Here is a 15931-nt window from a genome sequence, read left to right as displayed (position 1 = left end):
ATCAGTCAAAATATGATATACTCTAATCAAGAGTACTGACTGATTGGTCAATTTAGTGAGGTGTCTAATGGTTACTAAGAATTTTGAAAAAATTTCAGATGAAAAAAAGGAGCAAATAATAACCAAGGGAATTGAAATTTTCTCAAAGTTTTCCTTTGTAGAAGCACGGACTGATTTAATCACTCATGAAGCTGGTATTTCTAAAGGTTTATTATTTTATTATTTTGGCAATAAAAAGAATTTTTACTTATACCTGTTTAAACATACAGTCGACCTATTGACACAAGATTTAGAATACGAAGGAACTTATGATAATTTTTATGAAATAATTTTTTATATGATGGATATGAAATATAATTTAATCACAAAATATCCAAATGAAACAAAATTTTTAAATATGGTTTCAAAGGAAACACACAAAGAAGTTAGTAAAGATATTAGAAATATTTTAAGCATATATCATAAAAAATCAAAAGAAAAATCAAGTAAGATTATTTTAAGTGCTGTTAAAAAATTGAAACTAAGACAAGACATAGATACTCAAAAAATTATAGAGAGTTTAAGTTTGTATATTGATGCAATTGTAATGAAATATCTACATTTGTATCAAGACAAGCCAATGGAGTTATTTGATAATTTTCATGAATTTAAAAAAGATGTTAAAGAATATCTTGATTTAATGATTTACGGAATTGTTATCGAGTAAAACATTCAAGAATTATAGTTAGGAGGAATGTTGAATGAACTATAAAAATCCATACGAAAAATTGTCTGGAAAACTAAATAATCGAAAACTGGTAAATGCTGGTTTTTCAGAAAAAACTTATGATACAGGGAGCGTTAAGCTGAACTATGTGGTTGGTCCTAAAAATGGACCGAGTTTATTATTGATTCCTGCTCAAATGGGTATGTGGGAAAGTTATAAGAAAGTACTTTTGCCACTATCAAAAATTTTCCAAGTATATGCCATAGATGTGAGAGGTCATGGAAAGTCTTCTTGGACACCGGGGCATTATTCATGGAAAATTATTGGTGAGGACATAAAAATATTTATAGAAAATGTAATAAAACAAAAAGTTATTATTAGCGGAAATTCATCAGGTGGCATTATCGCTCTTTGGTGTGCTGCTAATATTCCTGAATATATTTCCGGAATTATTCTTGAGGACGCACCCATTTTTTCTGCTGAAATGCCACGATTTAAAGAACAAGATAAATTCGTATATAACGGGCTAAAGCACCTTGTTAATCAAATCGGAAATATACCAGATAGAGATTTAGCAAATTATTTTCAAAATATGGAAGTACCAGCTTCTGATAAGAGAATCAAAAGAATTCCAAATTGGTTTGTTAGTTGGTTATCACGAAAGATAAAGAAGTTTCAGGATAAATACCCTGATAGTCCGGTTGAAATTGGCTTCCCAGATAGCTTACGTTTGCTAATTAAATCATTGTCTATGTTTGACCCGGATTTTGCCAGAGCCTTTGTAGATGGCAGGTTTTATGATGGTATTGACCATGCAGAAGCTTTTGAAAAAACCAAATGCCCCGTACTGCTTATTCAAGCCGATTGGAAACGCTACGAAAATTACGGACTTATAGGAGCATTTGATGATGATGACGCTCATCATGCTATTTCCTTGGCTCCGCAAATAATATATAAAAAAGTTTCCGCTAATCATGTTATTCATACTTTCAAGCCAAAAGAGTATATTAAACTATTATCAGAATTTAGAGAAATTGTATCTGATAATTCTATATGTAATGGTGAGTGATGACGATGTTGCTAACAGAATGGTTGTTATGTCCTATATGTAAAAGTAAAACGAGGATAAAACTACGAAAAGATACCGAATTAAGGAATTTTCCTCTTTACTGTCCTAAGTGTAAATTAGAAACTTTAGTTAGTATAAAAGAGTTTAAAACCACAATCATTAAAGAGCCGGACGCAAAGACGCAGAGCCGATGATGTAAGATATAAAATCTTATGTTATCGGCTATTTTTATTAGGAGAATTATCATGAAAAATATATACTACAAGCCGATTTTATACGGCATTTGCTTACAAACATAAAACACAGTTATCTATACAAAAGAATCCTCCGTGGTTTTTCACTTCCACAAATAATATAAGCAACACTGCATGGACACATAAACAGAGAACGGTCTGTTTGTGTGTTTTTTATTTATCCGAAATTTTTTTGACTGGTAATGCAACAAATCCCCCTTTCACGTCGGGACTAAGAGTGAAAGGAGGTAAAGGAGCAAGGCTCACTTCCTTTCAATCCAGAGAAAGGGGGTGAGAACATGAAACCGTCATCTTTTCAGACAACGATAGAAAACCAGTTTGACTACATCTGCAAGCAGGCTATGGAAGATGAACGAAAGGACTATTTCAAACAGCTTTCCAGACTGGCAAAACATGAAGTGTCCTTTTCGGAAATCGGCGATTATCTTGTCAGTCAGTTTGCCACAACAGACAGCTATGTAACGGACTTTCAGATTTTTATGCTGAACGGCATATCCATCAGCATTGAAAATGACCTGCTAAGCGAAGCACTGCGGAACTTGCCGAGCAACAAGCGTGAGATTCTGCTTCTGTTCTATTTTATGAATATGAGCGATTCGGAGATTGCAGACATGTTGAAAGTAAACCGTTCCACTGTTTACCGGCACAGAACCGGCGGACTTGCCATGATGAAGAAGTTTATGGAGGAATTTGAAGAATGAAGAAGAATTATCCTCTTGTTCCCTTTCCTCTCATTGTCAAAGCTGCTGACGGCAATTCAGAAGCAATCAATCAGATTATCCGGCACTATCGGGGATATATGACAAAACGCTCCCTGCGTCTGATGAAAGACGAATACGGAAACCAAAGCATGGTTGTTGATGAGGTTTTGCGTGGACGAATGGAAACAAGGCTGATTACAAAGATTCTGTCATTTGAAATCAAGTGACACACGCTCTCTTTTCGTGGAAGCGTGATGACGTTTCCACGCTTCCCGATTGGAGAGGCTTGTTATTCTGCAAAAGCATATATTCCCATATGTGTTTTTGCAGGCGAATAAGCCCCTATGTTCTTTGAAAACTGAATAAAGCGGTCAGATACGTTGCGATAAGAAACGAGCTGATGGACTGGTACGCCATGACCTGTCAGAAATGACAGTGAGCGATTGATACCGGAACTCCATAAGTCATCATCAGCAAGATGATTGCCATGACTTTTTTATCGACATAATGATACTCCCGTACAGTCACAGTCCGAGCGTTGAAGCACAGAGAACCTGTGTGAGCCGTCGCAGGCAATGAGTACGGCTGCATGAGAACCATGCAGGGGTGAGATTCCCGTGAGCCTTGCCAAGGCTGTCTGACTGCTTGTAAAGCCAAAAATTTGAAAGGAGGATTGATGACATGAATCAGGCTTATGTTCCTATCTGGGAACGCTACACGCTGACGATTGAAGAAGCTGCTAAATATTTCCGTATCGGTGAAAATAAGCTGCGTCGTTTAGCAGAAGAAAACAAGAATGCAGGCTGGCTGATTATGAACGGGAACAGGATTCAGATCAAGCGAAAGCAATTTGAAAAAGTGATAGATACATTAGATGTCATATAGGGTATAAGGGTCTTGAATAGATATGGTATAATCGTATCAAGTCGTATCAAGGCTCTTTCCATACAGGAAAGGAGCAGATACCATGTCAGAAAAAAGACGTGACCGTAAAGGTCGGATTTTGAGGACTGGAGAGAGCCAGAGAAAAGACGGAAGATACTTATACAAATATATAGATTCATTCGGAGAAACACAGTTTATCTACTCATGGAAGCTGGTATCTACGGACAGAGTACCGGCAGGCAAGCGGGATTGTATCGCACTGCGTGAAAAAATTGCAGAGATACAAAAAGATGTTCAAGATGGGATTGATGTTATCGGCAAGAAGATGACACTTTGCCAGCTTTACGCCAAGCAAAATGCTCAGCGTCCTAATGTAAAAGCAAACACAAAGACCGGACGTAAATATCTGATGGAAATTTTGAAGAACGATAAGCTGGGCGCAAGAAGCATAGACAGCATTAAACCGTCTGACGCTAAGGAATGGGCTATTAGAATGAGTGAAAACGGATTTGCCTATTCCACCATCAATAACTATAAGCGGTCACTGCGAGCTTCCTTTTACATTGCGATACAGGATGATTATGTAAGAAAGAATCCATTTGATTTTCAGCTTAATACCGTTATTGATGATGATACCGTTCCTAAAACGATATTGACACTGGAACAGGAAGCAAGACTGCTTGATTTCGCAAAGTCTGATACGGTCTATCACAAGAATTATGACGAAATTCTGATACTGTTAAAAACCGGACTTCGTATTTCAGAGCTATGCGGTATGACTGTTACAGATTTGGATTTTGAAAATCATCTTATCTTGGTTAATCATCAGCTACTAAGAAACACTGAGCTTGGGTATTACATTGAAACACCTAAAACCAAAAGCAGTGAGCGGCAAGTACCAATGGTTGAAGTTACATGTCAGGCATTGAAAAGAGTATTGGCAGTGCAAAACCAAAACGAATGTGTTGAGATTGATGGATATAGCAACTTTCTTTTTCTCAACAGAAATGGCTATCCTAAAACGGCATGTGATTTTAACAGCATACTAAGAAACCTCATTAAAAAGTACAACAAATGCCATGAGGAAAAATTGCCACATATCACACCGCATACACTTAGGCATACATTCTGCACCAACTGTGCCAATGCCGGTATGAATCCCAAAGCCCTGCAATATATTATGGGACACGCAAACATAACCATGACACTGAACTATTATGCACATGCGACCTGTAATTCGGCTATGGAGGAAATGAAACGCTTGGAAAAAGAACAACAAGCAAGATGTTTAGTCCTTTAAAAGAAATGAATTTACTACCCTTTTACCACTTTTAACAATCAATTCATAACAAATTACACAAAGAAACGTGAAGTATCTTCCTAAAGAAAAAATGCCCGAAAACCTACATAACAAGGCTTTACGAGCATTTAAGAATATTCAAAATGATAATTGGAAATTTGTGATATGTTTATTGTAATAAAACTGAGCCAAAGAAATCAAATCGTGCTTTTCTTTGGATATATCTAAATTCAGATTCTTTGCAGGTTTTTTTAATAACTCCTCCCAACTATAGTATCCTGCACCTATAGAAAGTCCTGCACCAGCGAAAATTGCTAATTCATCACTATATAATGCCTGCTCAATAATTCCAACCAATTCTTTTTTATCAATTATATTGTTCATTTCTTCTCCTCCACAATCGAAATTAGTTCTCCAAAATTAGTCTCTAAAGAAATACATATTCTGTACAAAATTTCCATGCTAACAAATTCACCTTTTCCCATTTTTGCTATAGTTGCTGGAGCAATCCCAACCTTCTTCTGTAAATCTTTTTTATTCATGTTCTTATCTATCAAAAGTTTCCACAAACCATTATAGTTTATTTTCATATTGTCATCCTTAATCTTCGTATAATTGAATTTTTACTTTATATATTATACCATAATTTCACCAAAACAAAAAGAGCCGGTGCAGTCCGAAGACCACACCGACCATAAATTTATCTCTCAGCTTCTTTGTTTACTTCTTTCTTTTCTTTTGGCTTTTCCTTATCTTCAGCCTGATATTTCTTAATAGCTCCAAGTACAGATTCTTTCTTTTCTTCTTGTCCTTTCATTTGTTCCTTCGCTTTTAACAGCTTTGAAGAAAGTATTCTGATATTGCTATGCTCCTTGCCGTTATCATCAATGGATGTTCTGATTTGTCCAAAGAGCTTAACAAAATCTCCCTGCTTAAACTCCTTTGGAATATCACTCTTTTCTCCATAAGCCGAGCAATTATGATATACCTTATTCCCCTCATCATCTTTAGATGCCACAGAGAAGTTTACTACTTGAAATGCTTCGCCGTTCTTATTTTCCCTTTCTACTATATCTACCTCTCCGACAATATTTCCTACAACATTGATAAGATTATCCTTTTCTTCCTTAACATAAGGCAGGTCTTTTATCTGCCCCTGTTCCCTTAAATCCTCAATCATATAGTCAAATTCTTCATGTAGCAAATTAACGGTGTCATTGTCCATATAAGCCTCATAGAGCTTATCCAAAGCACTTTCATCGTTGATACCTTTTTCCATGCTGATAACCGCCTTAACAAAGTCCTTGTGATTATCACTTACCATATCTTCTATCTGATTTCTCATTGTTTTGTAATCCATGTTTTATCTCCTTTCATGGTAAAAGGGAGGTTTCCCTCCCTTATCGTACATATTCCTGTTCTTTTGCAGTTTGTTTTTCTTCTGTTTTACTTTCTTCCTGATAGGCTCTTATCTGTCCTAAGATAGATGGTTTATCACCCGTTTTCTGTGTGGCTTCCTCTTTGGTATGCAAATTATCTTCAACATCATAGGTTGACTCAAAATAATCGCTGTCCTTAAAGTCATTGTCATATCTGTCAGCAATTCCATCATTATCAAGGTCTTTAGAAAGTGGATCATAGAAGTTACCTTCATCATCAATTTCAAGTCCCATTGCTTGCTTTAATTCTTCTTCATCTACCGAAACAAAGGTATTAAACTCTCCATTTTCCATTTCAAATTTTATGACATCAAGAGCCTTTTCAACACTTCCATTTTCCTTTACATAATCATAATGACTTACTACAACATCATTTACATATTGAGTTGCTGTATAATTCTCAAGGTCTAACTCAAACTGTATGCCATGTCTTTCATCCGGTGTATCAGTATAAGCAATTCCTATGTGCTTTAAATCAGGATATAGAGCGTCAAACTCATCATAACTATGGTTTTCCTCATACTCTCTGTTGCAGAAGTCAATGATGGCTCGTTTTACATCTTCTACAAGTGGATTATCATTTCTCCTTTCTTCCACTTCTCCCATATCAAGGAGCTTATTCAGTTCTGCAAGCCTTAACACCTTAGTTTTCAGCTCATCTGCCTTCTCAAAAGGTTTCTTTAATTCTTCTTTGGCATTTTCCAGTTGTTCCTTTGTGCTGATAAGTTTTTCTTCAAGCCTATTTAATTTCTCAGGCATTTTCTCAAGAGCATTATCCAGTCTTGTGATATTACCATCTGCACTTGTTCCAAGCTCTCCTGAATGCTTTGCAGCACCATTTAAGCTAAAGTTATGTGAATTGGTAAAGAAGTTATAGCTTACTTCCAAGTCCATATTTCTATACTTTCCTATAATCTTACTTTCATTGATTTTTACGGTCTTGATAGCTTCGAGTAGCTTTTCTCCTGCGACCTTTTTATCAAATATCTTCTCTCCCTTTATGGTTATCGAAGTAAATTTATTTTCGTCCTCTCCTTGCGGATCAACTTCTGATATGTCTTTCTTTACAGCCTCAATCAGCTTTTCCGTCCTTGCTATTTCTTCCGGATAGTTTTTCGCTACCTTATCCTCTAACCTATAACGATTGGACTTGAAGTTTGCTTCCAGCATTTTAAGTTTTGTAACTTCATTATCCAAGTCCATCTTTTCCTTAATCTTTGGGTCACCTGTTGCAAGTGCTTTTATTTCAGCATAATTTAAACTGCTTTCGTCCACATCTTCCGCTACTCTGACAGGTGTTTTACTTGTCATAATCTGAGATATGAACTTCTGCTTATTCTCTATGGTCTGCCAGAGATAGGCATCAAAGGTATTCTCTGTAACATAACGATAGATATTCACTTCTTTATTTTCATTTCCCTGTCTTACAATTCTACCTGCACGCTGCTCAAGGTCGGCAGGACGCCAAGGAACATCGAGGTCGTGAAGAGCGATGAGCTTATTTTGCACATTTGTGCCGGCTCCCATCTTCTGAGTAGAACCGAGTAATATCCTCACATCTCCTTTTCTTACCTTTGCAAAGAGTTCATCTTTTTGTTTGTCTGAATTAGCTTCATGGATAAAGGCAATTTCTTCTTTCGGTATCCCCATTGCTACAAGTTTTTCTCTAATATCATCATATATATTAAACTCTCCATCGCCTTTTGGAGTTGACATATCGGAAAATAGAAGCTGTGTTGACCTATCTTCTTTTGTCTTATCCCAAATGGCAAACACATTTTTTACGCATACATTGACCTTACTATCAGGATTATCAGGTAGCAGAGGATTGATTAAACGCTGATCTAAAGCAAGTTTCTTTCCGTCATTAGTAATCTTCAGCATATTATCCTCATCAGGCTCAACAACTCTATTTCTGACATCATCAGCTCTTTCAGATAGGCTCTTTAGGATTTCTTTTTGTTCCTCACTTGGCAATGTTTTAATAACCTCATAGTGTGCTTCCGGTGTTGGAAGATTCAGCATATCCGCTGTTTGAATATCCGCTACTTCCTTGAACATACTCATTAGCTCAGGCAGGTTATAAAACTTTGAAAATCTTGTCTTAACTCTGTACCCTGTTCCCTCCGGAGATAATTCAAAGGCAGACTGTGTTTCACCAAAGGTAGATGCCCAGCTATCAAAATGCTCTAAATTATTCTTTTTAAGACTTTCATACTGAAGATAACGCTGCATGGTATAAAGCTCTGTCATAGAGTTACTTACAGGCGTTCCTGTGGCAAATACAATACCTTTTCCACCCGTCATTTCATCCATATATCTACACTTCATAAACATATCGGAGGACTTAAAGGCTTCACTTTGACCGATACCTGCTACATTTCTCATTTTTGTGTAGAGATAGAGATTTTTGTAATTGTGTGCTTCGTCGATAAATAGCTTATCAACGCCTAATTCCTCAAAGGTAATAACATCGTCTTTCTTAAAATCGTCGTTTAACTTTTCAAGCCTTGTTTCCAGTTTTTTCTTTGTTTTTTCAAGCTGTTTTACTGTAAAGTTTTGATTTCTATCATGCTTATATTCCTCAACATAATTTATGATTTCATCAATCTGATCCTGAATATGCTTTTCCTGATAGTCCTTACTCATCGGAATTTTTTCAAATTGCGTATGCCCGATTACAACCGCATCGTACTCTCCTGTTGCAATTCTTCCTATGAACCTTTTTCTGTTTTTCGGCTCAAAGTCTTTTTTATCTGCCACCATAATATTTGCTGACGGATAGAGCTGCATAAACTCTCTGCCTATTTGTCCTGTTAGATGGTTCGGCACAACAAATAAAGACTTGGAACACATCCCAAGTCTTTTAGATTCCATTGCGGAAGCTACCATTTCAAAAGTCTTTCCACTACCTACCACATGAGCAAGTAGCGCATTTCCACCATACAAACTTCTTGCAATGGCATTTCTCTGATGAGGTCTTAAATCTATTTTAGTATTCATTCCCTCAAAAGATAGTTTACTTCCATCATACTCACGATTTCTGATAGAGTTAAAACGCTCATTATACAGTTTTACAAGTCTGTTTCTTCTTTCCTGATCATTAAATATCCAGTTCTTAAATTCTTCTTTTAGAAGCTCCTGCTTTTGTCCTGCAAGGAGAGTTTCCTTTTTATTTAGCACAGAAGTTTTCGAGCCGTCAGGATTTACAATCTGGTCAAAGACCTTTGTTTCTTTAAGGTTTAAGGCATCCTCAATCAGCTTATAGGCACTTACCCTTGATGTACCATAAGTCATTTCAGCAAGGTCATTTCCTCTGTCTTTGCTTTTTCCCTCAATATTCCATTCGCTTGTAAGATTTGAAAATTTAACCTTAATATCCCATCTTGCCCAGCCCGGCGTTTTCAGTGTTTCAAAGATAAACTTTTCAATATCTTTTATCGGTATCCAAGTAGCACCAAGCCTTACATTGATTTCACTTGCTTCAAGCTCCTTTGGTAAAACTTTTGTAAGCTCTGCCTTTTGGTATTCCAATCGGTTCATCTCATAGCTTATCAGTTCTTTTTCTTTGCCATCTTCCGCATAGCCAAGATGAGGTAACTCTCTTTCTGTCTGTCTTAGCTTTGCAAGGTAGCTGTCTACAATAGAAATCTTATCTCTGATATTTCCACTTAGGTATTCATCTTTTGTTACATAGCCGTACTTATATGAATTGCTACCATTAGCACAGGCAAAAGGCAAATCTCCATCTTCGAGGTTAAAGGATAATGGTCTATAAAAATTTTGTTCCTCTCTGATGTTTAAGTAGATTTCCCCTCTAAGTTCCTCAATCAAAGTTGGTCTGTCTTTACCTGTAAGGCTTTCCATATACTCAAAATCCACATAGCCTTTTTCAGATATCGATAAGACAAGAGCTTCAAGGGAAGTGTCCACATGGTCTATGACTTTGGCTTTTGTAATGGTTCTCTTTGAGAAAATATCCCCCTTTGCCTTGAAGTTTTCTTCTTCATCAAGAATTTCAATGGAAGATACAAGAGGGAAATTGCTATCCTCTTTTAAGGCTCTGGTATTGCTTAAATTATTTATAAAGCCATGCTTCTTTGAAAAGTTATCATAGACTTCATTGAGCTTTTCTTGAGCTTTCTTTACCTCATCATCGGAATAGTCCTCTTTCTGCTTGTAGATAACATCTTTAAGGGCAGTATTCAGTTCAAGATAGTCCTTAATCTTTTCCTTATTCTTATCCGTTATCTCTTTCTTGATGAAAAGGGAGTTTTCTCTGTAATAGACTTCATCATCAATAACGTTATAAGAAAAATTTTTGACATCATCCGTTGCAGGAATTGAAGTGATTTCATCATCTAAAAGCTCTATTTCTTCATAAGTTGATCCTTTGGATATTTCTTCACTTGCTTTTGTCAGAAGCTCTTTTAAGTCGGCATTTTCTTTCGGCAGGCACGCAAGTGTGTTTCCAAATCTTCCTGAAACTTCATGCATTGTGCCGAGTACCTGCTCAGGATGATCTACGAAATATTTGTTATAGGTAAGACCATTTTCATCTTCAGCAAGGTGAATCCAGTCCTCATCTCTTTCTCTGATACTGTCCCTTTTCTTTAGGAATATAATATCTGAGGTTACTTCTGTTCCGGCTACGCCCTTAAATGTATCATTTGGAAGTCTGATTGCCCCTAAAAACTCTGTTCTTGCTGCAAGGTATCGTCTAACACTTTCGTCCTTTTTATCCATTGTTCCACTTGATGTGATAAAGGCGATAATACCGCCGTTTCTGACTTTATCAATGGACTTGGCAAAGAAATAATCATGGATAAGGAAGTTATTTTTGTTATACTCCCTGTCATTTACCTTATATTCTCCAAAGGGTACATTGCCGATAACCGCATCAAAGAAGTTATTGGAAAAAGAAGTTTCTTCCAGTCCTTTAATCTGCACTTCACTTTCAGGGTATAGTAGTTTTCCAATTCGACCGCTTACCGAGTCAAGTTCTACGCCATAAAACTTGGACTTATTCATTTCATCAGGGATATTGCCTATAAAGTTTCCGACGCCCATTGATGGCTCTAAAATGTTTCCCTGTTTAAATCCCATATCAGAAAGTGTCTTATATACGCTGTCAATAACTGCTTTCGGTGTGTAAAAGCTCGTTAAGGTAGATTCTCTTGCAGCTTCATATTCTGCCTGCGATAAGTTCTCTTTTAGAAAGCTCCTCGCTTCTTTCCACTGTCCGCCTTTTTCTTCATCAAACACTTCGGAAAGTCCGCCCCATCCTACATACCTTGCTAAAACTTCCTGAGCTGTACTGTCAAGCGCTCTTTGTCCGCTCTCCACTCTGTTAAGCATGGAAATTGCTTCAAGGTTTTGATTTAATCTTTCGCTTGGACTTAACTTTTCAGGGAGCGTTTCTTCTGTAATTTTAAAGTTATGAGCTTCCGCTTTCCTTATTTGAGTTTCTTCAGTAGTCTGCTCTTGCTGTTTATATGTCAGGTTTTCAAATACCCTCTCAAGGTCACCTTCCAGACGATAAGGAATGACATCGGAGCCTGTTATCATCCCACCAAAATACTCGGTGTTGTCCTTCACCGTTACCGTATTTAGGTTCTTTCCCATATCATCAAAGCGTGTTATGGTATGGTTTTTGTCCTTGTATTTAACTTCATCACCGACAATAAAGTTCGGTCTTTCAAGACTTATTTTATTCAGCAAGTCCTCATTATCTGTAAAGTCTACAATCGGAATTTGATGGTTTCCACTTCTTACCGGATCAAGCCACAAATCATATCTTCCTGTGATTTCATTTTTAGAAATTTCTCTGACTTTATATTCTTCATGATTAAAATAGACGGTATCGCCTGCTTTAACTGCAAACTCTTCTAAAATGCTGTCCTCTTTTTCATTCAGTTCTACTTCTTCTCTTTCTTTGAGGTAATCAAATAAGGTAGCTTGAACTGTGTCACGCTTTGTATCTTCTTCTGTTTCTTCAGGTGCTTCAAGCTCTACTTTATCTTCAAAGCTAAGTTCTCCATTAAAGACAAACTGAAGCTCCTGCTCATCCATCTGCTTTTTAAGTTCACTGTCTTTAAGTTCTCTAAAGGTCTTTGGAAAATCTTCTAAAATGAGCCTTTGTGCGTTTAGTTCTTTCAACTCCTCAAGATTAAAATATCCCCATTCAGGCTCAATCCCAAGCACAAGTCCAAAGGCATCGCCGCTTTCCCTGTCATACTCCGTCATATACCAAGTCCAGTTACTTCTAAAGGGAATAATATATGCAGCATGAACCTGCTTATCCGCCAAAGCTACATCCTCCTGTACGTAAAGCTCCGGTACTCTTTCAAGCATTTCATCTGTCATTAAGTTTTCAGGATCATCTTTGGAATAATATTGTGGTTCTTCTATCTCTGACTTAATTCCTATTTCCGTTTCTTCAATATAGAGATTTTTAGAAAGCAGCTCATCGATATGCTTTGCAACACTTGTCCAAGTAAGAAACGCATCATTACAATCATTTTTCTGTAATTTAAGTCCCTTTGCATCGTGCCATTCATCACTTCCCATTGCCCCTGAAACCGCATGGGAATGTCCTCCGATTCCATATTCGTCTTTTAAGAAGTTCGCTTTTTCCTGAAGCGTATGATTTTCTTTAAAAAACTTGGTGATTCGTTCTTTTCCTCTATCAACGCCGCTTCCTCTTGAAAGGCTTTCAAGGACTTCATCTTCTGTAATAAAAGGCTTTACCTTCGGAAGTTCTGTCAGATTGGTACTGTATTCCTTTCGTGGCAGTTCAAGTTCCTTGAGTCTTTGATAAAGGCTATCAACCTTGTGATAATGAAACCTTAGTACATCTCTGTTTTCTTTGTATCCTTCTAAAAATCTTTCGTATTCCCTGATTGTTTCTTTCAGATATTCAGGATTTTTTAATGCTTCAGATAATCTTTTCGTTTCTTCCGGAAAGCCACCACCTCTTTCAAAAGAGTTGAAATATCCTTGCTCTATTCCTTCTTCGCTTAAATCGTGCGTTAGATACCATAAGGATTCTGAAATTCTATCCCTTTCATAGTCCTGTGCCTCTAAAAGTTCTACATTTGTAGCAAACTCACCTCTGTCAAGAAGTTCATTTATCCTACTTGCTGCATCACGCCAGCTTAAAATTTGTGTATTATCCTCTCTTGCCGATGTTCCATAAGCTAAATGAATACCTTTATCCGAATACCAGGAAGATACTTCTCTTTCATCAATGTAAAATCCGTTTCCTCCTCTAAAGGTATCTTTGAGGTATTCTCCCAATTCTTCATTACTTTTTCCTTTAGAAAACTCTGCGATAACAGGAAGCCTACTGCCATCGTGATTTCCTCCGTTAATAAGGACGGTATCTATATCCTTCTCAGTTAGCGGAATAGTAAGGCTTATCTGTCCATAAGAATTTTCGGGTAAAGAAAAAGAAGCCTTTTCAGCTTCTCTAATCTCTTTATCCGTATTGTCTTTTAAATCTCCACTACTTCCTTGATGGTCATTTCTTTGAGAGCTGAAATCATCGCCCCATACTGCGGATTGTTCTCGCCCTCTATCTTCCAAGCTGCCATCAGCTTCGGCTTCTCTCTTCTCATAAACTCTATCGCTTGTTTCTGAATATCCATCAGGTGTCCTGTCAGCTTCTTCTCCTTGTATAGATCCAAAAGCATCTCGAAGTGGCTCTGCTCCTCGCTCTGTGAAAGATAATCCAGCCTCATCACTGCGTAAGTCGGATTCGGGAATTCTTTCATGAAGTCCGCCTGTTCCTCCAAGCTGTTTAGCGTATTCTCCCTGATTTTCTCTATTATCTCGTCCGTACTCTCCATTTCGGAGAACTCGCTCGTTTTCATTTCTTTTCTGATCATCTCGTCGAAGTACATTTTCTTCTACCTCCTCAATTTCTTCTCTAATCTTATTATATCCTGCTTCTTTACCTCTTAAAATCTCTTTATCAAGTTCTTTACTTTTCTGAATGGTTTCATCAATAATATTCCCACTAATATCCGATACGGTTTCACCAAGACTCATAAGAGATATACTATCAAGTCTTTGAAAATTCTCTCTTAACAGCTCCTTATCCATAGGATAATCAAGCTGAAATCTTGAAGCAACTGCATAGCTTATTGAGTCCCTCACAAACTTTGTAAAAGATATTCTATCTTCATCTGCTATTCTAAGCTCATTCATAAGGCTATCTATCTTTTCATCACTGTAAAGCCTGCTTAAAGAAAAGATATTTTCTAAGGTGCTTTCACTTTCCTCATATCCCTCACTTTTTATCATTTCCTTTAAGACATCTTGATGTACTTCTTTGTCAAACTTCCAAAGATTCACTTCATTGACATCCCTGTTTCTTGAAACTGTCTGAGCTATATCAAAGATATAGTCAACTTTCTTATATGTGCCGTAGTCCTCTAAAATGGGGATACCCTTTTGACCTCGCATAACGGTTCGGTTAAAGCGTTCCCTCCAGTAGTCAAACTTGGCACAGGCTGTCGCTTTCGGATTTTTATCATAAATACTAAGCTGGCTTCTAAAAGCATATCTCTGATTGTTTCCGACAACTTTTAGGAGCTTTAGATATTCTATTTCACTTTGCAAAACATCTTGTTTTACAAGCTCCAAAATGTTATGAAAATCATTTATTCGCATTTTTACCTCCTTCTTTTTTACAAACAAAAAAGGTGTTAGATTTTACTCTAATCACCTTCGCTATATACCAAATATTATTACTCTATTTCAATTTTTTAATTGATTCACTTTCAGATAGTATCTTCATTTGTTCAATAGCTATTGCATTTAATTTTTCCAATCTTTCAGATTGGCTCATGCCTTCATTTATAAATACCGCATTAAGATTCTCAAGATTAGAAAGGCAGACAAGCTGTGATATATCCGCATAATCTCTAATATTGCCTTTTAAATCCGGATTTTCATCACGCCACTCCTTAGCTGTTATTCCAAATAGAGAAACATTAAGAATATCCGCTTCACTTGCATAAATAAAATTGATTTTTTCTTTTGAAAGTTTATCCGGTACAAGTTTGTTTTTAATGGCATCTGTGTGAATTCTATAATTGATTTTTGCCAAATTTCTCTTAATATCCCATCCTAACTTCTTTTGTTCTTCTTCCTTTAGGCGTTCAAATTCCTTGATTAAATATAATTTAAAGTATGGCGATACCCAAGAAGCAAACTCAAACGCTATATCTTTATGAGCATAAGTTCCACCATATCTTCCTGCTCTCGCAACGATACCGATAGAATTAGTTTTTTCCACCCATTGCTTGACCGATAATATAAAACGGTTAAATCCTGCTTCATTTTTAATTCCCTCGAATTCGGGGGAATTAAAATTCGTGTTATACATTTCTTCCCAAATACCTAAAAACTCTATTGTATTCTTGTTTCTGAGCCACTTTTCAATCAAAGCAGAACCGTTCTCAATATTTCTAACCATATCCGTTAAAGAAATATAATCTCTATTGTCTATGGCAATAATGCTGATTTCTGAACCTTCAACATTTATTTTAGACATATAATCACCTCTCAA

12 protein-coding genes are annotated in these 15931 nt (G+C 36.7%); 7 read left to right on the top strand and 5 right to left on the bottom strand.

Features of this window, described 5'->3' with window-relative positions; genetic code table 11:
- Positions 1-67 precede the first annotated feature (67 nt).
- From GCWU000342_RS08450 to GCWU000342_RS08425, 7 genes are all read left to right on the top strand, one after another.
- Positions 68-706 carry a TetR/AcrR family transcriptional regulator gene (locus GCWU000342_RS08450; protein WP_006906971.1) on the top strand — a complete coding sequence of 213 codons (639 nt, stop codon included), beginning with the start codon at positions 68-70 and terminating at the stop codon, positions 704-706.
- Between the two features lie 34 nt (positions 707-740).
- Positions 741-1775 (top strand): alpha/beta fold hydrolase, encoded by a 1035-nt coding sequence (locus GCWU000342_RS08445; RefSeq protein WP_006906970.1) that lies wholly within the window; start codon positions 741-743, stop codon positions 1773-1775.
- 5 nt (positions 1776-1780) lie between these two features.
- Entirely contained in the window at positions 1781-1969 is a 189-nt protein-coding gene (locus GCWU000342_RS10280) for a cysteine-rich KTR domain-containing protein (protein ID WP_080660607.1), read from the top strand.
- 338 nt (positions 1970-2307) lie between these two features.
- Positions 2308-2730, top strand: a complete 423-nt coding sequence (locus tag GCWU000342_RS08440; RefSeq protein WP_006906969.1) for an RNA polymerase sigma factor — start codon at positions 2308-2310, stop codon at positions 2728-2730.
- Complete coding sequence (locus GCWU000342_RS08435) at positions 2727-2957, top strand: helix-turn-helix domain-containing protein (RefSeq protein WP_006906968.1); 231 nt, start codon at positions 2727-2729, stop codon at positions 2955-2957. Before GCWU000342_RS08440 ends, GCWU000342_RS08435 begins: the two co-directional genes overlap by 4 nt.
- A gap of 454 nt (positions 2958-3411) precedes the next feature.
- Positions 3412-3615 carry an excisionase gene (locus tag GCWU000342_RS08430; protein ID WP_006906967.1) on the top strand — a complete coding sequence of 68 codons (204 nt, stop codon included), beginning with the start codon at positions 3412-3414 and terminating at the stop codon, positions 3613-3615.
- Positions 3616-3697: 82 nt separating this feature from the next.
- Positions 3698-4915 (top strand): site-specific integrase, encoded by a 1218-nt coding sequence (locus tag GCWU000342_RS08425; protein WP_006906966.1) that lies wholly within the window; start codon positions 3698-3700, stop codon positions 4913-4915.
- A gap of 138 nt (positions 4916-5053) precedes the next feature.
- On the opposite strand, the gene GCWU000342_RS08420 is transcribed toward GCWU000342_RS08425, so the two are convergent.
- From GCWU000342_RS08420 to GCWU000342_RS08400, 5 genes are all read right to left on the bottom strand, one after another.
- Positions 5054-5299 carry an SIR2 family protein gene (locus GCWU000342_RS08420; RefSeq protein ID WP_006906965.1) on the bottom strand — a complete coding sequence of 82 codons (246 nt, stop codon included), beginning with the start codon at positions 5297-5299 and terminating at the stop codon, positions 5054-5056.
- Positions 5296-5505, bottom strand: a complete 210-nt coding sequence (locus tag GCWU000342_RS08415; RefSeq protein WP_006906964.1) for a helix-turn-helix domain-containing protein — start codon at positions 5503-5505, stop codon at positions 5296-5298. Before GCWU000342_RS08415 ends, GCWU000342_RS08420 begins: the two co-directional genes overlap by 4 nt.
- Before the next feature lie 110 nt (positions 5506-5615).
- A complete protein-coding gene (locus GCWU000342_RS08410; protein ID WP_006906963.1) occupies positions 5616-6275 on the bottom strand; it encodes a single-stranded DNA-binding protein in 660 nt (219 codons plus the stop codon).
- 40 nt (positions 6276-6315) lie between these two features.
- Positions 6316-15030: a helicase-related protein gene (locus tag GCWU000342_RS08405; RefSeq protein ID WP_045000958.1), complete on the bottom strand. Its 8715-nt coding sequence runs from the start codon at positions 15028-15030 to the stop codon at positions 6316-6318.
- 82 nt (positions 15031-15112) lie between these two features.
- On the bottom strand, positions 15113-15916 hold the full coding sequence (locus tag GCWU000342_RS08400; RefSeq protein WP_004804477.1) for a KilA-N domain-containing protein: 804 nt from the start codon (positions 15914-15916) through the stop codon (positions 15113-15115).
- Positions 15917-15931: the final 15 nt, after the last annotated feature.

Origin of the sequence: Shuttleworthella satelles DSM 14600 (assembly GCF_000160115.1) — a bacterium.
GTDB classification, from domain to species: Bacteria; Bacillota; Clostridia; order Lachnospirales; family Lachnospiraceae; genus Shuttleworthia; species Shuttleworthia satelles.
Note: the sequence above shows the minus strand (reverse complement) of the source record. Positions and strands in the feature narration are given on the sequence as shown.